The organism is Consotaella aegiceratis (genome assembly GCF_036541425.1).
Taxonomy (GTDB): domain Bacteria; phylum Pseudomonadota; class Alphaproteobacteria; order Rhizobiales; family Rhizobiaceae; genus Consotaella; species Consotaella aegiceratis.
In genome coordinates this window covers 127,254-149,000 of sequence record NZ_JAZHFT010000001.1, presented here as the reverse complement: position 1 = coordinate 149,000, position 21,747 = coordinate 127,254, and the positions used below count along the sequence as shown (strand labels likewise).

General features: G+C 64.6%; 19 protein-coding genes. 5 read left to right on the top strand and 14 right to left on the bottom strand.

The genetic code is table 11. The annotated features are described in order from the left end of the window. Positions 1 to 122: 122 nt before the first annotated feature. Complete coding sequence (locus SMD10_RS00665; protein ID WP_331683698.1) at positions 123 to 1,478, bottom strand: dicarboxylate/amino acid:cation symporter; 1,356 nt, start codon at positions 1,476 to 1,478, stop codon at positions 123 to 125. A 338-nt stretch (positions 1,479 to 1,816) separates the two neighbouring features. On the opposite strand from SMD10_RS00665, the gene SMD10_RS00660 reads away from it, so the two are divergent. Further along, positions 1,817 to 2,212 carry a YbaN family protein gene (locus SMD10_RS00660; RefSeq protein ID WP_331683879.1) on the top strand — a complete coding sequence of 132 codons (396 nt, stop codon included), beginning with the start codon at positions 1,817 to 1,819 and terminating at the stop codon, positions 2,210 to 2,212. 52 nt (positions 2,213 to 2,264) lie between these two features. Here the strand turns inward: SMD10_RS00660 and SMD10_RS00655 are convergent, their stop codons facing one another. Genes SMD10_RS00655 through SMD10_RS00645 form a run of 3 tightly spaced genes read right to left on the bottom strand, consistent with a single transcriptional unit; the run spans position 2,265 to position 6,189 of the window. After that, positions 2,265 to 3,608, bottom strand: coding sequence for a c-type cytochrome (locus SMD10_RS00655; protein ID WP_331683697.1), 1,344 nt, complete (start codon positions 3,606 to 3,608; stop codon positions 2,265 to 2,267). 11 nt (positions 3,609 to 3,619) lie between these two features. Continuing rightward, positions 3,620 to 5,389, bottom strand: a complete 1,770-nt coding sequence (locus tag SMD10_RS00650; protein ID WP_331683696.1) for a GMC family oxidoreductase — start codon at positions 5,387 to 5,389, stop codon at positions 3,620 to 3,622. Between the two features lie 2 nt (positions 5,390 to 5,391). Further along, the gene (locus tag SMD10_RS00645; RefSeq protein ID WP_331683695.1) at positions 5,392 to 6,189 is read right to left on the bottom strand and encodes a gluconate 2-dehydrogenase subunit 3 family protein; all 798 of its coding nucleotides are present in this window, start codon (positions 6,187 to 6,189) and stop codon (positions 5,392 to 5,394) included. A 414-nt stretch (positions 6,190 to 6,603) separates the two neighbouring features. On the opposite strand from SMD10_RS00645, the gene SMD10_RS00640 reads away from it, so the two are divergent. The 3 genes from SMD10_RS00640 to glcF are packed head-to-tail and all read left to right on the top strand — an operon-like array spanning position 6,604 to position 10,651. Further along, entirely contained in the window at positions 6,604 to 8,097 is a 1,494-nt protein-coding gene (locus SMD10_RS00640) for an FAD-linked oxidase C-terminal domain-containing protein (RefSeq protein ID WP_331683694.1), read from the top strand. 2 nt (positions 8,098 to 8,099) lie between these two features. Beyond that, positions 8,100 to 9,338: a glycolate oxidase subunit GlcE gene (gene glcE / locus SMD10_RS00635; protein WP_432757144.1), complete on the top strand. Its 1,239-nt coding sequence runs from the start codon at positions 8,100 to 8,102 to the stop codon at positions 9,336 to 9,338. After that, positions 9,338 to 10,651, top strand: coding sequence for a glycolate oxidase subunit GlcF (glcF, locus tag SMD10_RS00630; RefSeq protein ID WP_331683693.1), 1,314 nt, complete (start codon positions 9,338 to 9,340; stop codon positions 10,649 to 10,651). Before glcE ends, glcF begins: the two co-directional genes overlap by 1 nt. Here the strand turns inward: glcF and SMD10_RS00625 are convergent, their stop codons facing one another. From SMD10_RS00625 to SMD10_RS00600, 6 genes are all read right to left on the bottom strand, one after another. Then, positions 10,652 to 11,188: a response regulator gene (locus SMD10_RS00625; RefSeq protein WP_331683692.1), complete on the bottom strand. Its 537-nt coding sequence runs from the start codon at positions 11,186 to 11,188 to the stop codon at positions 10,652 to 10,654. 520 nt (positions 11,189 to 11,708) lie between these two features. Next, positions 11,709 to 12,152, bottom strand: coding sequence for a MarR family winged helix-turn-helix transcriptional regulator (locus SMD10_RS00620; protein WP_331683691.1), 444 nt, complete (start codon positions 12,150 to 12,152; stop codon positions 11,709 to 11,711). 260 nt (positions 12,153 to 12,412) lie between these two features. Next, positions 12,413 to 12,796, bottom strand: coding sequence for a response regulator (locus SMD10_RS00615; protein WP_331683690.1), 384 nt, complete (start codon positions 12,794 to 12,796; stop codon positions 12,413 to 12,415). A gap of 63 nt (positions 12,797 to 12,859) precedes the next feature. Then, complete coding sequence (locus SMD10_RS00610; protein WP_331683689.1) at positions 12,860 to 13,483, bottom strand: response regulator transcription factor; 624 nt, start codon at positions 13,481 to 13,483, stop codon at positions 12,860 to 12,862. Then, entirely contained in the window at positions 13,456 to 15,732 is a 2,277-nt protein-coding gene (locus tag SMD10_RS00605) for a sensor histidine kinase (protein ID WP_331683688.1), read from the bottom strand. The genes SMD10_RS00610 and SMD10_RS00605 overlap by 28 nt, the downstream gene beginning before the upstream one ends. A 216-nt stretch (positions 15,733 to 15,948) precedes the next feature. Beyond that, positions 15,949 to 17,145 carry an aminotransferase class V-fold PLP-dependent enzyme gene (locus tag SMD10_RS00600; protein WP_331683687.1) on the bottom strand — a complete coding sequence of 399 codons (1,197 nt, stop codon included), beginning with the start codon at positions 17,143 to 17,145 and terminating at the stop codon, positions 15,949 to 15,951. Between the two features lie 230 nt (positions 17,146 to 17,375). Here SMD10_RS00600 and SMD10_RS00595 point away from each other — a divergent pair, with 230 nt between their 5' ends. After that, entirely contained in the window at positions 17,376 to 18,140 is a 765-nt protein-coding gene (locus tag SMD10_RS00595) for an IclR family transcriptional regulator (RefSeq protein ID WP_331683686.1), read from the top strand. A 49-nt stretch (positions 18,141 to 18,189) separates the two neighbouring features. Here the strand turns inward: SMD10_RS00595 and SMD10_RS00590 are convergent, their stop codons facing one another. The 4 genes from SMD10_RS00590 to SMD10_RS00575 are packed head-to-tail and all read right to left on the bottom strand — an operon-like array spanning position 18,190 to position 21,746. Next, complete coding sequence (locus SMD10_RS00590) at positions 18,190 to 18,690, bottom strand: RidA family protein (protein WP_331683685.1); 501 nt, start codon at positions 18,688 to 18,690, stop codon at positions 18,190 to 18,192. A gap of 8 nt (positions 18,691 to 18,698) precedes the next feature. Next, positions 18,699 to 19,649, bottom strand: a complete 951-nt coding sequence (locus SMD10_RS00585; RefSeq protein WP_331683684.1) for an ABC transporter ATP-binding protein — start codon at positions 19,647 to 19,649, stop codon at positions 18,699 to 18,701. Continuing rightward, complete coding sequence (locus SMD10_RS00580; protein WP_331683683.1) at positions 19,642 to 20,643, bottom strand: ABC transporter ATP-binding protein; 1,002 nt, start codon at positions 20,641 to 20,643, stop codon at positions 19,642 to 19,644. Before SMD10_RS00580 ends, SMD10_RS00585 begins: the two co-directional genes overlap by 8 nt. Beyond that, complete coding sequence (locus SMD10_RS00575) at positions 20,640 to 21,746, bottom strand: amidohydrolase/deacetylase family metallohydrolase (RefSeq protein ID WP_331683682.1); 1,107 nt, start codon at positions 21,744 to 21,746, stop codon at positions 20,640 to 20,642. The genes SMD10_RS00580 and SMD10_RS00575 overlap by 4 nt, the downstream gene beginning before the upstream one ends. Between the last annotated feature and the right edge of the window lies 1 nt (position 21,747).

The following is a 21,747-nucleotide window of genomic DNA, read 5'->3' as shown; positions in this document are numbered from 1 at the left end:
GCAGGAAGAGCTGAGCGATTCCTGCGACATCTGCAGCGAAGAGGGCACCCAGCCGTCGCTTCCCACCGGCGACGTCGATCGGGGCACGCCGACCGTGCCCCGATCGTAGTTGGCCTAAGCCGTCAGGCAGCCTGAATGTGAGGGCGGGCGGCGTCGGCGAGATGGCCCTCGGCGATCGGATCGATCTCGAGTTCGATCTCTTCGGTGCGTTGCCCAGCCAGCGGATCGTTGTAGGTCGCCATGTCGAGTTGCCCCTCGGTCTTGGCCACGATCGCCGTCACCACCGCATCGCCGGTGATGTTGACGGCGGTGCGGATCATGTCCATCAGCCGATCGACGCCGAGGATCAAGGCGATGCCCTCGATCGGCAGGCCGACCTGCGTCAGCACCATCGTCAGCATGACGAGACCGACACCCGGAACGCCTGCGGTGCCGATCGAGGCGAGAACGGCCATGGCGATCACCATCAGATAGCCGGACAGCCCGAGCTCGATGCCGTAGACATTGGACAGGAAGACGGTAGCCACCCCCTGCATGATGGCGGTGCCGTCCATGTTGATTGTGGCGCCGAACGGCACGGTGAAGGAGGCGACCGAATTGTTGGCGCCCATCCTCTCGACGACACAGCGCAGCGTCACCGGAATGGTGGCGTTGGAGCTGGCGGTGGAGAAGGCGAACAGCTGCGCCGGCCGAAGCTTGCGCATGAAGGTGATCGGGTTCAGCCCCGAGAACACCTTGAGAATCACCATCAGCGTAATGAACAGGTGCAGGAAGAGCGTGCCCGTGAGCGTGGCGACATAAGCCAGTACCGGCACGAACAGTCCGATTCCCTGTTCCGCGAACACGCGCGCGATCAGGCAGAAGACGCCGATGGGCGCGAAGGCCATGACGATGGAGACGACCTTCATCATCAGTTCGTTCATGTATTCGCAGGCCTGGACGAAGGGCAGCGAACGCTCGCCCAGCATCAGGGCCGCCACGCCGACAAGCACCACGTAGAAGATCACCTGCAGCATTTCGCCTTGGGCGAAGGCATTGATCGGGTTGGTCGGGACGATCGCCGCCATCACCGACCAGACGGTCGGCGCCTCCTTGGCGTCGATGCCGGCGGAGGCGTCGACACCGGTCATGTCGAAGCCGGAGCCGGGCGCAACGACGACCGCGATGGCGATGGCCACGGCGATGGCGATGGCCGTGGTCATCATGTAGAGGCCGAAGGACTTGCCGCCGACGCGACCGAGGACGCGCACGTCGCCGATACCGGCCACGCCACAGATCAGCGAGAACACGACCAGCGGCACGACCAGCATCTTCAGGGCATTCACGAACATCGTGCCGATCATCCAGAACAGGCCGGACACGATGTATTCGTTGATGAAGGCCGAATCGATCTGGTTGAAGAGCACGCCGACGATCAGGCCGAGCCCCATGCCCAGCATGATCTTTGTCGTGCGGTTGAATTTCAGGACCTTCTGCATGGGCAAGTTCCATCTCTTGGGCCCGGAGGCCAGCCTAAAGTGCAGATCCACTCAATCTTTTTACAGAATAAACCTCTCCCTCTCAGCGTGAGATCACGCCAAGACAGAATTTATCAAGGTTAGACTGTCTATTTCTTGATCATGACTTTAGAGAAGCAGTTGGCTCTGTCAAGGTTCCGTCACATTTGCGGTGGAGTCCCCGATTGCCCCTTTCGGCCGTGTCATCGGTGTCGCTTCATCCCGTCAGACCGCTGGGAGGCTGGCAACCTTGACTTCCCGCGACGGGGTCGGTTGAGCTTGGCCACGGGCTTTGGCTCGCCCTCAAGGGAGTGATCGCGATGCGGCTGGCGTGGCTTTCTCTCGGCTGGATGGCGCTTGGCGCGGGCATCGTCGGCATTGCGCTGCCGCTTCTTCCCACGACGCCGTTTCTGATCCTGAGTGCCTTCGCGTTTTCCCGCGGCTCGCCAAGGCTTGAGCGGTGGCTGCTCAGTCATCCGCGCTTCGGGCCGATGATCGTCGACTGGCGCAGGGAGGGCGCCATCAGTCGCCGCGCGAAGCTCGTTGCCATCGTCGCAATGGCACTGATGTTGATCGGCAGCTGGATCGGCCTCGGCTTTGGCCGCGTCGTGATCATCCAGGCGGCCGTTCTGTCGGCCGTGTCGATCTTTCTGCTGACCCGGCCCGAGCCCGTCGCTCATAGACGGGTAGAGGATGCCGAGGCGGGCGAGGTCTGAATTCGAAACAGGTCGCGCAACGCGAGGCTGCGCGACCTGTGGTCGTTGGCCGTTATTGGCTGGCCGTCTGCCGTGACCGGGCGTCGGCCACCGTGTCGGCCTTGACCGCCCCGGCATCGTTCGACCAGGCTTGGCGCAGGAAGCTCGCGAGGGCCGCCACCTCGTCGTCGGAAAGCCGGTCGGCGAAGCCGGGCATGCGCAGGCGCTCCGGCCGCTTCGAGGTCGACGGCAGTTCGGCGCCGTTGAGGATCAGGCTCACCAAGCCGGCCGGCGAATCGGCGGTCACCAGGGAATTGCCGTCGAGCCGCGGAAACACCTCGGCCGCTCCCCTGCCGTCGGCGAAATGGCAGGCGTTGCAGTTGTCGAGATAAAGCCGCGCCCCGAGATCCATGGACGGGTCGGCCGAAACCAGGAGCTTTTCCGTGTCGGTCGGCTCTCTCGCCGTCCCGCCCTGCTGTGCTGGCTCGTTCCCGGCATTCTCCGGCGCCGGACCGTTGCGTCCGATCGCCCGCAGATAGGCAACCATCGCGGCCATGTCGTCGTCGGAGAGATATTGCAGGGAGTCCTGCACCACCAGCGTCATCTCGCCGGCCACCGCCGAATGGGCATTGCGGCCGGTCGAGAGATAGAGCGCCAGGTCGTCGGCGCTCCAGCTCTGCGGCGCGCTGTCGTCGCCGCGCAGATCCGGCGCGCTCCATCCGCCGATTTTTCCGCCCGACAGGAAGTCGTCGCTGCCTTCGGAGAAGCCCGCCTGGACCGACAGGTCGTTGCGCGGCGTATGGCAGGCGCCGCAATGGCCCGGACCCTCGACGAGGTAGGCCCCACGATTGAGCTGATCGTCCTGGAAGGGCGGCTTGAACTCCGATTCGGGCAGGCCGACCCAGTTCCAGGCCCGAATTCCCCAACGCTGGTTGAACGGGAAGTCGAGCCGGGTCTCCTGAACCTCGTTCTTCACGGGCGGAAGTTCGTCGTGGAAATAGTGATAGAGCGCGCGGACGTCGACCTCGCTGAGCTTGCGGTAGTTGTCGTAAGGCATCGCCGGGTAGAGATGGGCACCATCGCGGCGGATGCCGTCGTAGAGCGCCGCCCGGAACTCATCGAGCGTGTAGTCGCCGATACCGGTGTCCTTGTCGGGCGTGATGTTCGACGAATAGATGGTGCCGAACGGGCTGTCGATCGCCCGGCCGCCGGCAAATGGCTTGCCGCCCTCTGCCGTGTGGCAGGCCTGACAATCGGCCACCTGCGCCGCATAGAGGCCGGCGCCGTCCGGAACCTGATAGTCGTCGGCAAGCTGCTGTTTCGCTCCGGTCGTCTGGACCGGGATGAAGATGAAGGCGAGCAGGGCGATCACGCCGAGCGCGATCAGGCCGAGAAGGATTTTCAGCACGGTTTTCATGGGCGTCCTCCTCAGACCAACGGCCGCGGGTTGGGCAGGTAGTCGTTGCGGATCGCATGGGCCGCCCAGTAGGCGAGGCCGCCCACCATGCCCGTCGGGTTGTACTGCAGGTTCTGCGGAAAGGCGCTGGCGCCCATGACGAAGACGTTGTGGACGTCCCAGCTCTGCAGATAGCGGTTGAGCGCCGAGGTCTTGGGATCACCGCCCATGATCGCGCCGCCCACATTGTGGGTCGATTGATAGGCCGTCGTGTCGTAGTGGCTGCCGTCCGACTTGTAGCTCGACTTGAAGCTGTCGGGGTTCAGCGCCTTGGTGATGCCCTCGATCTTGGTCTTCATGAATTGCGTCATGGCGATGTCGTTGGCCTTCCAGTCGAACGTCATGCGCATGAGCGGCCGGCCGTAGGGATCCTTGTAGGTCGGATCGAGATCGAGATAGGTGTCGCGATAGGCGAGATTGGTGCCGTGGCTGCCGATGCTCATCGAATGGCCGTACCATTCGCCGATCGCCTGCTTCCAGCCGGCGCCCCACGATGGCGAGCCCGAGGGCAGGCTCATCGAGCGGATCGGCTGGCCGTTGGTCTGCGAAGAGTTGATGTAGCTGCCGCCGATGAAGCCCTCCTTGCCGAAGTCGATCTGGTTGACCGAAAAATCGTCGATCACGATGCCGTTGGAGCCGGCACCGACGAAGGGATTGAAGTCGACGTCCTTGAAGTAGAGCGATGTGCCGCCGTTCATCTGATAGGAGTAGGCGCGGCCCGTGACGCCTTCACCCGTTGCCGGGTCGTAGGGCTGGCCGATGCCCGACAGCAGCATCAGATGGACATTGTGCAGCGAATAGGCCGCCACGATCACCATGTCGGCCGGCTGGAAGACCTCCTCCTGGGCATCGATGTCGACATAGGTGACGCCCGTCGCCGTCTTTCCGTCCTGGGCGAGCTCGATCCGCAGCACCTCGGAATTGACGCGGTACTGGAAGTTCGGCTTGCGCTTCAGGGCGTCCAGGACGCAGGTCTGCGGCGACGACTTGGAATAATTGAGGCAGCCGAAGCGCTCGCAGAAACCGCAGAAATTGCAGGGTCCGAGCTGCATACCGTAGGGATTGGTATAGGCGACCGACGCGTTGGCGCCGGGGCGCGGATAGGGGTGATATCCCATCTGCCTGACGGCATCGGCAAACATCCGCGCGCCATAGGTGGACGGCAGGGGCGGCAGCGGGTAGTCGCTCGACCGAGGCGACTCGAACGGATTGCCGCCCTCGACGATCTGGCCGTTGAGATTGCCGGCCTGGCCGGTGATCCCGGCCACCTTTTCGAAGCGGTCGAAAAAGGGCTCCATCTCCTCGTAGGAGACGCCCCAGTCCTGAAGCTGGACGTCCTCCGGAATGATGTCGGCGCCGAAGGTCTCCTCGACATAGGAGCGCAGACGCAGCTCTTCCTTCTGCGGCCGGAAGGTGTGGCCGTTCCAGTGGACGCCGGCCCCGCCAACGCCGTTGCCCGGAAGAAAGGAGCCGAGCTGACGATAGGGCAGCGCCTCGTCGGAGGTGGAATGGCGGATGGTCAGCGTCGACTGGCGCGGGCGCTGCATGAAGCCGTAGCGCACGCCGTAGCGCAATTCGTCGGCCACCTCAGGATACTGGAAATCGGGCACCGTGCTGCGGTCCGGCCCGCGCTCCAGGGCGAGCACCTCCAGGCCTTCCTCGCACAATTCCATGCCGAGGATCGAGCCGGTCCAGCCGAGCCCGATGATGACGACATCCTTCTTCTTCTCGGTTCTGGCCATGGTCACGCCCTCTCGCCGGAGATCGAGACGGGACCAAGCGGATAGGGCACGTTGTCCTGGTCGACCCATTCGCGGAAATTGGCGCGAGCCCCAGGGAAGCCGATATAGACCCAAGCGGCCATCTCGTGATTGCCGCCATACATCGGATCGGCGAAATAGCCTTCCTTGGTGTTCTGCAGCAGCAGCGAGAAGAAGTTTCGGAGCTCCGGCGGCAACGGAACCTTGGTGGCCTCCGGCGCCGCCTGACCGGCACCCTGCGTCGACGGATTGAACTGAGCGAAATCGCCGCCCGCCGCATGGGTGGGCTTTTGCTGGTCGCCTTTGCCCTCGAGCGCCTTCAGCGCCGCATCCTGACCGTCGGCGTCGAGATCAGCGAAGCGTTTGCCCATCGTGTCGGCGCACCATTTGTCGAAGACGGCAATCCCCTGACGGTAGATCTCGGCGGGAGTCAGCGGTGACTGAAAGCCCATCAGTGGGTCGGCGTCGGCCTTGTGCGGGCCCTCCATGTACCAGTCGGCCGCCTGTCCGAAATCGCCGGCGAGCTGGTTGTCGATGAACACCGGCACGCGCGCCTCGATCGCGCCCGGACCATCGCCTTCGGAGGGGATCAGGCGCGCGGTCGCTGCCTGGATGAAAACCCATTCGTCCGCATTGAAGTATTTGGCGGTGTATTTCGTGAGGGGGACCGGCGGCTTCTTCGCTTGAGCCAGGGCGGGGTTTTGAAACGGCAGCAACGCCACCCCGGCGGCGCCGGCTCGCAGGAAGCTGCGCCGATTGGGTCTGAAGGGATGAGTCGACATTGTCTATCCTCGTATGGCTCGTCCGTCGCCGACGGAGCGATGTCGACCGATCTTGCTGAAACGCTCGCAGTCAACGGAACTCCGGCCGCACACGAAGCGGTACGCACGGCGAACGCCGGATGCCCGTCGCACAAACTCCAACGATGTCGGTCCGAGGATGTGGCTTGATCGAGCAGCGATGATGTCGCGCCAGCCTGGGCGGCTTGCGGATAACTATGGAATGGTTCTAGTTCGTCCATAGGACGGCATCCCATTTCAGCGGCGGTTGTATTGAGCTGGGAAAGCATCTTTCGGCTGTCGTGAAAGGCAGACGCCGCCAGTTGAAGGCTGGCTGGACGACGGCCGGCGTGGACTTGCCGGCCTCGGACGGGTAACGATTCCCGCTGTTGCAAGGCCGAGCGCGGGAGGTCGGGAATGGCGCTGGCGATGCCGAAGCCCAACGAGGCGATTTTGAACCGCCGGCAGGAGATCGCGGCCGCGCTCCGCGCTGTCGTGCCGGGAGAAGGCGTGGTCGAGACGCCGCGCGAGATGCAGGTTTTCGAGAGCGATGGGCTGACCGCCTATCGCCAGATGCCGCTGGCCGTGGTTCTGCCCGAAACGGTGGAACAGGTCGCGGCGATCCTCCGATACTGCCATGCCGAAGAGATTCCGGTGGTGCCTCGCGGCGCCGGTACGTCGCTGTCGGGCGGTGCGCTGCCGCTTGCCGACGGCGTTCTCCTGGTGATGTCGAAGTTCAACCGGGTCCTGGAGACCGACTTCGACAATCGTTGTGCCGTGGTGCAGCCAGGGGTCACCAATCTCGGCATCACCAAGGCGGTGGAGCACCGCGGCTTCTACTATGCGCCGGACCCGTCCTCGCAGATCGCCTGTTCGATCGGCGGTAATATCGCGGAAAATTCCGGCGGCGTGCATTGCCTGAAATACGGGCTCACCACCAACAACGTGCTGGGACTGGAGTTCGTGACCATCGAAGGCGAGGTCATCCGCCTGGGGGGCAAGCATCTGGATTCCGAAGGCTACGACCTGCTCGCGCTGATGACCGGCTCGGAAGGGCTGCTCGGTGTCGTCACCGAGGTCACGGTGCGCATCCTGCAGAAGCCGGAGACGGCGCGTGCCGTGCTCATCGGCTTTCCGACCAGCGAGGAGGCCGGTGCCTGCGTCGCGGCGATCATTGCGGAGGGCATCATCCCCGGCGGCATGGAGATGATGGACGGACCGGCGATCCGCGCCGCCGAGGACTTCGTCCACGCCGGCTATCCGCTCGACGTCGAGGCGCTGCTGATCGTCGAACTGGACGGGCCGGCTGCGGAGGTCGATCATCTCCTCGGCGTCGTCGAGGCCATCGCCCGCGACAATGGCGCGACCACCTGTCAGACTTCGCAGTCGGAGGAGGAGCGCATCCTGTTCTGGGCCGGGCGCAAGGCGGCTTTTCCCGCGGCGGGCCGTATCTCGCCCGACTATTACTGCATGGACGGCACCATCCCGCGAAAGGCGCTACCGCAGGTTCTGGTAGGCATGAAGGCGCTATCGGAGAGATATGGGCTGAGCGTCGCCAACGTCTTTCACGCCGGCGACGGCAATCTCCACCCATTGATCCTCTACGATGCCAACAAGCCGGGCGAACTCGACCGCGCGGAAGCGTTCGGCGCCGACATTCTGCGGTTGTGCGTCGAAGTCGGCGGCGTACTCACCGGCGAGCACGGAGTCGGCGTGGAAAAGCGCGACCTGATGCCGGCGATGTTCGGCGAGGACGATCTGAAGCACCAGCAGCGCGTCAAATGCGCCTTCGATGACAAGCACCTTCTCAATCCCGGCAAGGTGTTTCCGCAGCTTCATCGCTGCGCCGAACTGGGACGCATGCACGTTCACAGAGGGCAGGTCGCATTTCCCGATCTGCCGAGGTTCTGACAATGGCTGCATGGCAGACCGCGGACGAGCAGAATCTCACGATTATGACGCCCGATTCGCCCGAGGCGGTGCGTGACGTCGTGGCCGCCGCGATTGCCGACGAGGCGCCCTTGGCGGTCGAGGGTACCGGCTCCAAGCGCGGCCTCGGCCGGCCGATGTACGCTTCGCGCGCGGTCTCGCTCGCCGCAATGTCGGGCGTCACGCTTTATGAGCCGGAGGAACTGGTTCTGTCGGCCAAGGCCGGAACGCCGATCGCGGACATCGAGCGGTTGCTCGACGGGAACGGCCAGCGGCTGGAATTCGAGCCGATGGATTACGGCCCGCTGCACGGGCTCGCGCCCGGCCAGGGCACGCTGGGCGGGGTCGTCGCCTGCAATCTCTCCGGTCCGCGCCGGATCAAGCACGGCGCGGCCCGCGACCACGTGCTCGGCGTGCAGGCCGTTTCCGGACGTGCGGAGATCTTCAAGTCCGGCGGACGGGTCGTCAAGAATGTCACCGGCTACGACCTCGCCAAGGGCCTGGCCGGCTCCTACGGCACTCTGGCGATCCTGACGGAGATCACCGTGAAGGTGATGCCGAAGACCGAGACCGAGACGACGCTGCTCCTGCGCGGGCTGCTGGACGACGCGGCCGCCGGTGCCATGGCCGCCGCGATGGGTTCGTCGGCGGAAGTCTCGGGGGCGGCTCATCTGCCGCATCTGGTTGCGACCCGGGTTCTCGGCGGCGCGCTCGGAAGCGACGCGGCGACGGCGCTGCGGCTCGAAGGCTTCGGACCATCGGTCGAGGCGCGAGCCGCCTATCTGGGTCAGGCCCTGACGCGCGTGGCGCCGCTGGAGCGGCTGGAGGCCGGGCAATCTCGCGCCTTCTGGCGCGACGTGCGCGACGCGGTCCCCTTCGCCGACGGCACCGACAAGCCGGTCTGGCGCCTGTCCGTCACGCCGACACGGGGCCACGAGATCGTCATGGCGCTGAGGATGCAGGCAGCCATCGATGCCTTTTACGACTGGCAGGGCGGCCTGATCTGGCTGCGCATGGAGGTGGGAGAGCCGGAGGCCGACCTGGTGCGGACGGCCGTCGCGCATTTCGGCGGCGGTCATGCGACGCTGGTGCGGGCGTCCGATGCGGCGCGAGCCGCTATCCCGGTATTTCAGCCGCAAGCCGGTCCACTCGCGGCCCTGACTGGGCGGCTCAAAGATCAGTTCGATCCAAAGGGCGTACTCAATCCGGGACGGCTCGGCTGATGCAGACGTCCTTCTCTCTGTCTCAGCTTTCCGATCCGGACGTCGCGGAAGCCGAATCAATCCTGCGCAAATGCGTGCATTGCGGCTTCTGCCTTGCGACCTGCCCGACCTATGTGACGCTCGGGAGCGAACTCGATTCGCCGCGTGGCCGCATCTATCTCATCAAGGACATGCTGGAGAACGACCGGCCGGCCGAGCCCGAGGTCGTCACCCATCTCGACCGCTGCCTCACCTGCCTGTCCTGCATGACGACCTGCCCCTCGGGCGTCGACTATATGCATCTGGTCGAGCACGGCCGCGAGCATGTCGAAAAGACCTATCGTCGGCCCCTGGCCGATCGCGCCATTCGCTGGCTGCTCGCCAGGACCTTGCCTTATCCGAAGCGGTTTCGCGCGGCCCTGTCGATGGCACGGCTCGCTCGTCCGATCGCGGGCGTCTTCGAGCGTGTTGCATCGCTGAAGCCGCTGGCGGCCATGTTGCGCATGGCTCCGGCGCGGCTGCCGTCCTCCGGCGACGATCGGCGCAGTGCCGTTTCCGCCGGGCCCGCCTCGGGCAAGCGCGTCGCGTTGCTTCGAGGCTGTGCCCAATCGGTGCTCGATCCCGGCATCAACGCCGCTACGGTCCGGCTGCTCATCCGGCTGGGCGTGAGGGTGGTCGACGTGGAGGGGGAGGGCTGCTGCGGCGCCATCGTCCAGCACATGGGAGAGCAGAAGCAAGGCGTGGCGCTGGCGAAGGCCAACATCGATGCATGGTGCCGGGCGCTCGACGAGGGCGGGCTCGACGCGATCGTCATCACGGCCTCCGGTTGCGGCACGGCGATCAAGGACTATGGCCATCTGTTCCGGCTCGATCCCGCCTATGCCGAGAAGGCGGCGCGGGTGTCGGCCCTTGCGATGGACGTCACCGAGTTCCTGGCAGGGCTCGACCTGCCGCTGCCTTCGATAGAACCCGGCCTCGTCGTCGCGTACCATTCCGCCTGCTCGATGCAGCACGGCCAGAGAATCGTCCGCCAGCCGAAGCTGCTGCTTGCGAATGCCGGGTTTGTCGTCCGCGACGTGCCGGAGGGCCATCTGTGCTGCGGCTCGGCAGGAACCTACAATATCCTGCAGCCGGAGATCGCGGCGAAGCTGCGGACCCGCAAGGTGGGCGCCATCGAAAGCGTTGCGCCACAGGTGGTCGCCACCGGCAATATCGGCTGCATCACGCAACTCGCGCCGTCGACCGATATCCCCGTTCTGCATACGGTCGAACTGCTGGATTGGGCCCTGGGAGGCGCCAAACCGGACAAGCTCGCCGCCCGCAGGACGACCTAGCTAGGCGAAGAGGGGCGCGTCCAGACCGAACCTGAGCCAGGCAGGGCGAGCGGCATCGCGTCGATCGGCGGTGCTCTCGCCATAGCCGGCGGTCAGCAACGCCACGGCGGCCGGGACGGTGGATTGCCGATATCCCGGCAGCGCGCTATCGGCTCCAGCGGTTGCCAGCGCCTGATCGGCCGCATCGATCACCCGATCTGCCGACAGCGGCATGCGCAATGCCGCCGCTGCGCCAAGCTTGACCGCCATTCTGAGAAAGTCCGGGCGGCCGTCGCAAACCTGCGTAACGGGATGGCCCGAGATCACCACGATGGGAATGTCCGGATCGATGGATCGGATCTGGCGAATGGTGCCCAGGCCGTCGAGCTTGGGCATGAAGATATCGATAAAGACGCAATCGAAGCGCCCCTGGCCCAACAGGGAAAGGCCCTGATCGCCATCATCGGCCGTGCACGTGACATAGCCTTGCGATTCCAGCGCCCGTCCAACAGTGTTCAGCGCGTCGAGCCGATCCTCGATGACAAGAATTCTCGGCATGTCCGTCCCCTCTGCTCGCCGAGATATGTTTGACGCTGTTCACGCACACCGACCACGGCCTCCAATCGACGCCAATCGCGCGTTCCAGCTCGAGAACTATGGGACCGTTACTTTTCGACGTTAGGACCTTTCACAAAAAATTCAAATACGCAAAAATACATATGATTGTCACGCAAGTTTATTTTTGAATTGTCTGTGTGTTGTGTTGGAGGGCAAGCGATCAAGAAGAATGACAGGCGCTGCCGCCGAAGCGGACTACCTGAATGGCAGCCGACGACGATCCGGCTTGAGGCAACCGGCCGATCAAGCTTGATCTGTCTGCTGGGCGGGGGAGGCAAGCTGTCCGGAATGCAGCCGGAGCGTGACACCGAAAACCCGGGTTTTCGGTGTCACGCTCGATACCGTGAGGGGTCAGAGCGAATCGGCTCGCCATCCCCTGCTGCAAATAGAGTCTGTCGCATCACAGACCGTTCGAAGCCGCTGCGCCTTGTGGTGTTGCGGCGTCGGCTCGTCTGCAGCCTCAAACCTCGGACAGGTTGACGCGCATCCTTTCGAGAGACGATTCGACGACGGTCCGAGCCATCGGTTCGATGCCGCTCATCGCCCGTTCGTAAGCCCTTGTCAGGATCGGGCGAATCTCGTTGAAGACGTGCTCGACCTTGTCGGTCACCGTCACCACTTTGGCGCGACGGTCGGCCGGATCGACCTTCCGTTCGATCAGTCCACGCGCCTCCAGTCGGTCCAGATAGGCCGTCACCGTCATCGGTTCGACGCCCATGCGTTCGGCCAAGACCGATTGGCGAACGCCCTGGTATTGCTGGATGAGCAGAAGCGTGCGGATCGCGCCCGGTGTGAGTTCGATTCCGCTTTCGACCACGCTCTTGTCGATTTCGCTACGCAGAAGCCGTGCCGCGTCCGTCAACGCAAAGGCCGCCGCGCCTACCGTGTCATGATGTTGAAGCATTTCAGCGTTTCTCCTTATGGTGCCGAGTTCCCGCTCTACGCGCCGGCGCCTTTCGCTCTCCTCGTATTAAGCAATTCTGATTTAATAGAAATCTTCAATTCCCTTAAGCTAGTATTTATACTTACTCTAAACAAGGGATTTTGGTAAGAACGCCTGATCATATGAAATGAGACTGCCATTTCACTATTCTAGAACATGAAAAAAATCGAGAAAATTCTAACGTATGAAACGTTTTCCATAAAAGACGCCGTACATTCGGCTTAGGCTCGGCCGCTCATGGCCACACAATTGGCGATCACCCTGGCGACATCTTCGCTATCCAGCGGCTTTTCCAGGAGCGCAGTGGCCGACGCTTGCGCGGCCGCCGCCGGCAATCCGGGCGATAGCTTGCCTGTCATCATGACGGCGGGCATTCGGACACCGTGTGTCCTGAGCCAGGCCAGCAGATCGAGGCCACTCTCCGATCCCAGGTCCACGTCGATCAAAAGGCAGCCGTCATCATCGAGCGGCGTTGCCCGCACCTCCTCTGCAGACGAAAAAGATCGAACCGTAGCCCCCTCGATTTCGAGCAAGGCGGCGAAAGACTCGCCCACGGCCTCGTCGTCATCGACCACAAATACGGTGATTCCAGCCAATGGAGTCATGGCGGAGCCCCAACAAGCATGACAGATCATGCTATACAGGGACTGCCTCAACAATAAGCAAAACTACATATCCAGCGCCGGCGCCTGTCCCGCCTGATGCGTGAGACTCACCAGTTCGGCCAGATTCCTCACGCCCACCTTTCGCATGATGTTGGTGCGGTGGATTTCCACGGTGCGTCGCGAGATTCCGAGATTGTAGGCGATGATCTTGCTGGGAGATCCCTGGGCGACTTCCGCCAGAACTTCCTGCTCCCGCGGTGAAAGGGATGCCAGCCGTTGTGCCGCCCTGTTCTGGGCGTCCAGCCATTGGCGCTTGTTGCGATCCTGAGTCAGCGCCTGCTTCACCGCGCCGAGCAGCATCTCGTCGTCGAAAGGCTTTTCGATGAAGTCGATGGCGCCCAGTTTCATGGCCTCGACGGCGGTGCGCAGCTCTCCGAATCCGCTGATGACGATGACGGGCAGGTGCGCGGCGTCCTGGGCAAGCCGTCGCTGCAATTCGATCCCGGTCATCTCCGGCATCTTGAGATCAACGATGAGGCAGCCGGCCTCGAAAGGTTTCCGACTCAAGAATGCCGCAGCTGACCGAAAGGCAGATACGGTAAAGCCCGAAGTTTCCAGAAGTGCGGAGATAGAGTCCAGCACATCCGGATCGTCATCGATTACGCAGACAGTGTTTGCATCGACCATGATTGTGCCTGTGTGATCGGTATGAATACATAGAATGTGGTACCCGTTTCGCTACTAACAACCGTCATCTCCCCGCCGTGGGTTTCGATGATGGATTGGCAAATCGCCAGCCCCAACCCCATGCCCTTCGGCTTGGTGGTCTGGAACGGCTTGAACAGTCTCCCGCGAATCTCGGCGGCGAGACCCGGCCCGGTGTCGCCGACGCTCACCTTGATGCGGTCATCGTCGAATTTTGTGGTCACGGTCAGCACGCGCCGGTTGCAGTTGGTCATCGCTTCGACGGCGTTGGCGACGAGATTCGCGATGACCTGCTGGAGCTGCACGCGATCGACAGGTGCCAACGGAAGGTCGGGATCGTAGTCGCGGATGATCTCTATCGGCTCCGCTTGTCCCAGCAGAGCCGTTTCGAGGCCTTCCTCAACGACGTCGTTGATCTGTCTTAACTCGACCGTGGCGTTCGGGTTGCCGATAAATTCGCGCATCCGGCGAATCAGGATCGTGGCCCGCTGCGCCTGCTCCACGGTTTTATCGATATAGCGCGACAGCCGCTCGTCCCCTTCGAAAGGCCGCTGGCTCATCAGGCGCTGCGCCGACTTGGCGTAGTTGACCACCGCCGTCAGCGGTTGGCGCAGTTCGTGGGCGAGAGCGCCGGCCATCTGGCCCGCGGCGTTCAGGCGGGAGGCGTGCGCCGCCTCGGCCTGAAGCTGATGTGCCCGCCGTTCCTGGGCCAGAATATGCGAGATGTCGCGGGCGATCTTGGAGATCGCGACCACCTCGCCATCGGAATTGCGCACGGGCGAGATCGTCAGGGAGATGTCGCGGCGCTCGCCGTCCTTGTTCGTCAGCACGGTCTGATGCTGAGCGACCGGTTCGCCGTGCGCGACGCGGCCCATGATCGCCATCAGCTCCTCCTTGTGGTCGTCCGGCACCACCATCGCGACATTGGCACCGATCGCTTCCTCCGCCGAATAGCCGTGAAGCTTTTCGGCAGCGGGGTTCCAGAAGGTGACGATGCCGTCGAGCGTGGTGGTGAAGACCGCATCGACCGACGAGTTGATGACGGCGCCGAGCCGCGTCTCGCTTTCCATATAGCGATGCAGCGCACGGGCCAGCACGCCGATCTCGCCCTTGGCCTCGAGCGGCAGGGGGCGCGCGGTCGTCTCCGCTGGATCGACCGCGCGGGCGATCTCGCGCAGCGGACGGGTGAAGGTGATGCCCATCACCATTGCCAGCAGCGCCGCGATCAGGGCGGCGGCGAGCCCGACATTGAGGCTCGAGCGCGCGACATTGCCGAACTGCGCCAGCAGTTGGGGGATTGGCATCAGCTCCAGCACCAACAGCGGCCGAACCTCCGCCAGCCTGACCGGCCAGGCGGCGACGGCATATTCGATGTGGTCGGCGCCAACGGCGGTCGTCGTCATCGGGGCTTCGGTCGTGACGATGTCCGCGAGGTTCGGCCAATCGTCCTGGAACAGGGCCGGATCGCCGCGCTCGAAGGCGAAGGCGCGCCGCGGATCGGGATGGACGAGATAGTTGCCTTCAGCGTCGACCAGATAGAGGTTTGCGCCGTTGGGCGTCTGCACGGGAAGCTGCTGCAGGATTGGACGCATGTCGAGAATGATGATCATCAGGCCCAGCGGCGCTTCACTTCCAGAGCGCACCGGCGTGGCGATCCGCAACACCGGTATGGGGGGCTCGATGACATCGCCGCCATCTCGTCTGTAGTCCAGCCTGGAGACGTAGACACCACCGCGTGGCAGCGCGAGTGTAGCGGCGACATAGGGGCGGTCGGCTCTGGATCTCAGGTCGGCTTCGTTGATGACGCGCGTCACGAGGCTGGATTCGTCGCGCACGACGCGGACCAGTTCCATCGCACTGTTGTCAGCGCCGATCAGCCTCAGTTCCAGATAGTGCGGCTGTGCCTGCAGCATCGAGGTGAAGACCGCCGCAAGATGAGACCGCCATTGTCCGGGCGATCCCTCGCTCGGCGTCGCGGGGGCGATCGTTTCGAGCTCGACCGCCGCGTCGACGACGAACGGCATAGTGCTCAAAGCCAGGACGTCGGCTCGAGCTCCGGCCGCAAATCCTTCCAGGTTGGCGGCGACGAGGCCGGCGTTTGACCGCAGGCTCTGCAAGGTCGAGGGGACGACGGCCGTGACCGCGCGTTTGTAGATCAGCACACCGACCGCACCTGCCGTCAGCGCAACGAGCGCGACCATGACAATGGAGAGGCGCAGAGACAGATTCACAGGACTTGGCCGGCTTCCCTCCCCGAGGGAAGCGATAGGGTGAAGGCCTGGAAGCTCACGAGAATCTCCCTTGTCCGTTTTTTGCGTTGCCGATTCTGTAAGTCGGCAATACTATCGCCGACCTCGAATCGTGCACTGATTCTTCTTTCTTTTTATATCCTTAGGTTGTGCTGGCAAGACCCTGCAAGGCGAGGTTCACTCAATTTGAATTGGCGCTCAATCCGGCCAATGCAACGCCGCTTCGGCACTGCGGCAAGGCCGCGCCATCGCCCCGTCCGGGCGCGGTTCGGCAAAGGCGCCTTTCAGCGCGTCCGCGACGGCCTGTGCTTCGTCAGGGTGGAGATTGCAGGGATCGAAGTAGAAGTAGCCGCGCTCCGATTCGTGGTCGCGCACGATCACCGGCGGTTCGCCCGCCGCCAACGTCTTGGCGAGACCGGTCGCGGTGAAGCCGCTCTCCGGAGTGACGGTGATCTCCAACCGATCGAGCGGGTTGTCGGTCGGATCGGGCACGATGCGCGCCTCGAGGCCCGGCAGGGCGTTGGCCGTCTCCAGCCAAAGATCGAGCGCCGCACGCTCGCGTGCCCGGATTCCAGCGTGATCGCGCGTCTCCCAGGCTTCCAACGCCGCCATCACGCCGGCAATCGATTCCTTGCCGACCTTCATGGCGCGGCCGACACCGCGATTCTGCAGATAGGCGGCGCGCACGAGATCCTTTCGGCCGGCGACGATGCCGCTGGTGGGGCCGGACAGGAACTTGTGGCCGGAATAGATGACCACGTCGGCGCCGCGGGCCAGAAAACCCTTCAAGTCGTATTCCGAGGCGGCATCGACGATAACCGGCACACCGCGCGGCCGGCAGATGTCCACCACCTCCTCAAGGCTGAGCATGCCGTAGGACGCCGTATGGTGACTGACGACATAGAGCATGGCCGCCGTGCTCTCGGTGATCGCATTGGCGACGTGGTGATGTTGCACCGCGGTGGCGGTGCCCGCCAGAACGACCTTTCCGCCGCCGAGCCGGATCGATTGGTCGACCGGCGCCCCGTAGTTCACGGCGTGGCCCACCTGCAGGATTACTTCGTCCTTCAGGCCCGGTGTTCGATCGGGCAGCCGCTCGATCGCCAGAAGATCGTCGCCGGTGATCGCGCCGGCCACCGTCATGGTGATGCCGGCAGCGCAGCAGGAGGTGATGAAACCGGCCTCGGCGCCGGTCAGACGGGAGACGATGGCGCTGGCGCGACGCTGCAGATCGTCCATCTCGATCCATTCCGGGGCGATTTCGGCCATCGCCGCGATCGCCTCCTCGTTCATGATCGAGGCACCGAGAGACGTCATGGTGCCCGACACGTTGATCACCTGGCGCAAACCCAGACGTGTCCGGATGTGGGAGTTGTGGCGAAGAGGGGATGTCATTTTTTCTCGGGGTCCAGATAGGTGAGCAGACGATGGAGTGTGCCGCTTGGAGGGGATCAGGAAAAGGCTGTGGCCGAGTGCCGGCCGGATTGGACGGGAGACCGATCGGCCTGCCATTCGCGATGGTGTTCGGGCCGGCGCTTGAACGCTCTTTCGGTTTTCGCGTCAGAGTGTGACTTGACCGCGCCGAGTCTTCCTCTTTTATGGAAGCCAAACGGAGAAAGCGCGCGATGAACGATATGACCCGGAGCCGGACCAGCGGAATCGACCGGTCTCTGCAGGTGATGGATATCCTGGCCGAGCGTCGCACGCCGATGTCGGCCTACGATCTGGCCAAGAGCGCCGGGGCGCCGATCTCGACGATCTATCGGCTGGTGGATGAACTGGTCGAGCGGCAGATGTTGTCGCGAGGTCCGGACAATGCCGTCTGGTTGGGGCCGCGGCTGATGCGTTACGGGCTGATTTACCGGGCGCGCATGAACGTCTTCGGCTTGGCCCAGCAGGAGATGCAGCAGCTGGTCGAGGCGACGGGCGAGACCGTGCAGATCTGCACCCGCGACGAGGGCATGATGCTGGTGATCGGCATGGCGGAGGGCGAGGGTCATTTCCGCGTCGCTTCCCATGTCGGCACGCGGGTGCCGCTCAACTGGACCGCGTCCGGTCGACTGCTTCTCGGCCATCTCGACGACAAGGCGCGTCGTGCCGCCTTTGCGGCGACGGCCCGCCCGTCGTTGACCGGCATGGCCGAGACCGATCCCGATCGCCTGTCGGCCCAGGCACGGGCCGATTTCGAAAACCGGCTGGCCGTCCAGTTCAACGCCAGCGAGTTTTCGGTGGCCTGCATCGCAGCGCCGATCCGGGACGAAAAGGGGGCGTGCGTCGCCACGATCTCGATCGTCCTGCCCGATCGCAAGGCGGAAGAACGGCAGGAGGAACTCGCTGCCGCCGTGCGCGCGTCCGCCGCTGCCGTCGAGCAGTCGCTCGGACGACCGTAGTCCGCCGGGGAGGGCGCGATGCGTCGCGCCGGACCGGTGAAGGCTGAGACTAGGCCACACGTTCGAAGATCGCCTCCACCTCGACGGTGATGCCGTTCGGCAGCGAGGCGACGCCGAAGGACGACCGCGCATGGATGCCGGCGGTGCCGAAGATCTTCGCAAGCAGGTCGGAGGCGCCGTCGATGACGAAGGAGTGACGGTCGAAATCCGGCGTTGCATTGACCAGCCCGAGCAGCTTGACCACGCCGCCTATCGCATCGAGGCTGCCGCAATGGGCGCGCAGGGCCGCAAGGATATTGAGCGCCACCAGTTCGGCATGGCCGCGCGCCACCTCGGCGGCGACATCGGCACCCACCTTGCCGCGCATCAGCTGGCCGTCCTCCAGCACCGGCCCCTGACCCGAGACATAGAGCAGGCCGCCGGAGTCCCTGACATTGGTGAACGAGCCGATCGGCACCGGCGGCGCGGCCGGCAGAACGATGCCGGCCCGCGACAGGCGGACCTCCGGAGTATCGTCGTCACTGGATTGGAGAGAGGGGATCGAAGCCATGAAATCCATCAGAGATTGATGCAGTGGGCGGTCCGTCCGGTGCCGAGGGGCACAGGCGGTGGAACGGTCTCGGCGCAGGCCGGAAGGACGCGGGGACAGCGGGTGCGAAAGACGCAGCCCGACGGCGGATCGAGCGGACTGGGAATCGACCCTTCCAGCACCTGGCGCTGGCGCGTGACCTCCGGGTCCGGTTGCGGCACGGCGGACAGCAGCGCTCGGGTATAGGGATGCGACGGGTCGCGAACCAGAGGCCGGGCCGGGCCGGTCTCGACCACGCGGCCGAGATACATCACCGCGATCCGGTCGCAGAGATAGTCGACGACGCTCAGATCGTGGGCGATGAACAGCATGGTCAGATTGCGCCGCTCGCGCAGGTCGAGCAGCAGGTTCAGGATCTGCGCCTGGATCGAGACATCAAGGGCCGAGACGCTCTCGTCGGCGACGATGAATTCGGGCTCCAGCGCCATCGCCCGCGCGATGCCGATGCGCTGGCGCTGGCCGCCGGAAAACTCGTGCGGATAGCGGCTCATCTGATCGGGAGCGAGGCCGACTTCCTTGAGCAGGGCGGCCACCCGGTCGCGCCGCTCGCGCACGCTGCCGATCCGGTGGGCGCGCAGGCCCTCGGCCACGATGTGCTCGACCTTCAGACGCGGATTGAGCGAGGCCACCGGATCCTGGAAGATGATCTGCATGCGCCGGCGCATCGCCATCATCTCGCGCTCGGACAGGTCGGTCAGTTCCGTTCCGTCGAATCTGATCGAGCCGGCACTGGGTTCGATCAAGCGCAGCAGCGTGCGGCCCAACGTCGTCTTGCCGGAGCCGCTTTCGCCGACCAGACCGGTGATCGACCCGCGTTCGATATCGAGGCTGACGTCCTCGACCGCATGAACGACGCCGCGCGAGGTCTCGAAGCGCTTGGAGAGATTTCGAATCGCCAGGAGCGGCGCGCTGCTAGGCATCGGCCATCGCCTCCTCGGCGCGGATGCAGGCGACGCGGTGGCCGGGCCGCACGTCGCGCAAGGCCACCGGCTCCTCGCAGGCCGGGATTGCCAGCGGGCAGCGCGGTGCGAAGGCACAGCCGGGCGGCAGCGCGGAAAGCGGCGGCACGGCGCCGGGAATGGCCGTCAGCCGTTCGCCATCCGGACGGTTGGTGCGCGGAATCGATGCGAGCAGGCCGTGCGTATAGGGATGGGACGGATGGGCGAAGAGCGCTTTCACCTGAGCCTGCTCGACCACGGCGCCGGCATACATGACCGCGACGTCGTCGGCCATCTCCGCGACCACGCCCATGTCGTGGGTGATGAAGAGGATCGACATGCCCATCTCGCGCTGCAGCCGCCGCATCAGGTCGAGGATCTGCGCCTGCACGGTGACGTCGAGCGCGGTGGTCGGCTCGTCGGCGATCAGGAGTTGCGGCGTACATACTAGCGCCAGCGCGATCATCACGCGTTGGCGCATGCCGCCGGACAATTCGTGCGGATAGCTGTCGAGGCGCGAGGCGGCGGCCGGAATCTCGACCATCTCCAGCATCTCGGTCACCCGTTTGCGGCGCGCGGCCCCGTCCAGCTGTTCGTGCAGCAGCAGCATCTCGCCGATCTGGTCGCCGATCGTGAACAGGGGGTTCAGCGACGACATCGGCTCCTGGAAGATCATCGCGATCTCGCGGCCGCGGATGCGGCGGTAGCCGGCGGTGGCCAGGCCCGTCAGATCGAGCGTCTCGCCCTCGCGGGTGCGGTAGCGCGCGGCGCCCGCCGTCACCCGGCCGTTGGTCGGCAGCAGCCCGAGCAGCGCCAGCGAGGTCACCGACTTGCCCGACCCGCTTTCGCCGACCAGCGCCAGCGTCCGTCCGGGCGCCAGGGTGAAGCTGACGTCGCGCAACGCCGTCAGCGCGCCACGGCGTGAGCGGAAGGCGACGCGCAGCGCCTCGACAGAGAGGATCGGCTCCTCCGTCATGTGCGCCGCGCGGCCTCCATGACGGAGGGGCCGATCACCGTCATGCGCGGCTCGACCATGCGGTCGAGAACCAGATGGTTGCCGAGGCTATCGGCGGTGTCGATGCTGGACTCGACCACGTCGAAGATCGTGAAATCGGCCCTGGTTCCGGGTTCGAGACCCGATCCGAGGCCCACGACGGAGCGCGGATTGCGGGTGACGGCGGTCACGCAGTCCTCAAGCGGCAAGCCGACGGCCAGAAGCTTGGCGATGGTCGTGGCGAGATCGTAGACCGGCCCCGCGATGCTGTGCAGATGAAGGTCGGTGGAGATCGACCAGGGCTTCATGCCGCGCTCGATGCCCTTGCGGGCGACACCGAAGTCGAAGGATGCGGCGCCATGGCCGATATCCATGCGCACGCCGGAATCGGCAAGCCGCATCGCATGCGCCCACAGGGCTTCCGTATCGGCGATCGAGCCGGCTTTCTTGCCGTTGAAGCAGTGGGTGACGATGTCACCTTCGGTGAGGATGTCGAACACCTCGTCGATCATCGGCGGCGGCTCGCCGACATGGACCATCAGCGGCAGGTTGACGATCTCGGCGACGCGCTTGGCGATCTTGGCGGGGGTGATGCCCCAGGCGCCAACGATGACGCCGGACGCGCGAACCTTGACGCCGCAGATCACGTCGCGATTGGCCTCGATCACCGCCAGCGTCCGGTCGACGTCGACGGAGCGCATGTCGATCAGTTCGGGCACCCGGTTGCAGGCGACGAGCCCGATCGAACCGATGTTGATGAAGGCGCGAACGGTCTCGGCCGCCGGCTGGATGACGTATTCGCGCAGGCCGTGGAAGGTGGCCTCGCCGGCGCTGCCCGCGTCTGCCATCGCGGTCACGCCGGTGGTCCGCCCGGCTTCGGCTGCGCGCACCGAGATGTCGGTGCCGCCGTGCCAGACATGGACGTGCAGGTCGCACCAGCCGGACGAGAGATAGGCGCCGCCGCAGTCGAGTGTCCGGGCGCCGTCCGGCGCGCTCGCGGTCAGTGTGCCGTCGTCGGCGACGTGGATCGTCGTGGGCGCGGCATCGAAGCCGATCGCGCGGAAATTGGTGAGAGTCAGAGCCATC

Excerpts from the sequence above, each read along its gene's own strand:
- SMD10_RS00665 (WP_331683698.1), bottom strand. The coding sequence starts at position 1,478 with ATGCAGAAGGTCCTGAAATTCAACCGCACGACAAAGATCATGCTGGGC.
- SMD10_RS00660 (WP_331683879.1), top strand. The coding sequence starts at position 1,817 with ATGCGGCTGGCGTGGCTTTCTCTCGGCTGGATGGCGCTTGGCGCGGGC.
- SMD10_RS00655 (WP_331683697.1), bottom strand. The coding sequence starts at position 3,608 with ATGAAAACCGTGCTGAAAATCCTTCTCGGCCTGATCGCGCTCGGCGTG.
- SMD10_RS00650 (WP_331683696.1), bottom strand. The coding sequence starts at position 5,389 with ATGGCCAGAACCGAGAAGAAGAAGGATGTCGTCATCATCGGGCTCGGC.
- SMD10_RS00645 (WP_331683695.1), bottom strand. The coding sequence starts at position 6,189 with ATGTCGACTCATCCCTTCAGACCCAATCGGCGCAGCTTCCTGCGAGCC.
- SMD10_RS00640 (WP_331683694.1), top strand. The coding sequence starts at position 6,604 with ATGGCGCTGGCGATGCCGAAGCCCAACGAGGCGATTTTGAACCGCCGG.
- glcE (WP_432757144.1), top strand. The coding sequence starts at position 8,100 with ATGGCTGCATGGCAGACCGCGGACGAGCAGAATCTCACGATTATGACG.
- glcF (WP_331683693.1), top strand. The coding sequence starts at position 9,338 with ATGCAGACGTCCTTCTCTCTGTCTCAGCTTTCCGATCCGGACGTCGCG.
- SMD10_RS00625 (WP_331683692.1), bottom strand. The coding sequence starts at position 11,188 with ATGCCGAGAATTCTTGTCATCGAGGATCGGCTCGACGCGCTGAACACT.
- SMD10_RS00620 (WP_331683691.1), bottom strand. The coding sequence starts at position 12,152 with ATGCTTCAACATCATGACACGGTAGGCGCGGCGGCCTTTGCGTTGACG.
- SMD10_RS00615 (WP_331683690.1), bottom strand. The coding sequence starts at position 12,796 with ATGACTCCATTGGCTGGAATCACCGTATTTGTGGTCGATGACGACGAG.
- SMD10_RS00610 (WP_331683689.1), bottom strand. The coding sequence starts at position 13,483 with ATGGTCGATGCAAACACTGTCTGCGTAATCGATGACGATCCGGATGTG.
- SMD10_RS00600 (WP_331683687.1), bottom strand. The coding sequence starts at position 17,145 with ATGACATCCCCTCTTCGCCACAACTCCCACATCCGGACACGTCTGGGT.
- SMD10_RS00595 (WP_331683686.1), top strand. The coding sequence starts at position 17,376 with ATGAACGATATGACCCGGAGCCGGACCAGCGGAATCGACCGGTCTCTG.
- SMD10_RS00590 (WP_331683685.1), bottom strand. The coding sequence starts at position 18,690 with ATGGCTTCGATCCCCTCTCTCCAATCCAGTGACGACGATACTCCGGAG.
- SMD10_RS00585 (WP_331683684.1), bottom strand. The coding sequence starts at position 19,649 with ATGCCTAGCAGCGCGCCGCTCCTGGCGATTCGAAATCTCTCCAAGCGC.
- SMD10_RS00580 (WP_331683683.1), bottom strand. The coding sequence starts at position 20,643 with ATGACGGAGGAGCCGATCCTCTCTGTCGAGGCGCTGCGCGTCGCCTTC.
- SMD10_RS00575 (WP_331683682.1), bottom strand. The coding sequence starts at position 21,746 with ATGGCTCTGACTCTCACCAATTTCCGCGCGATCGGCTTCGATGCCGCG.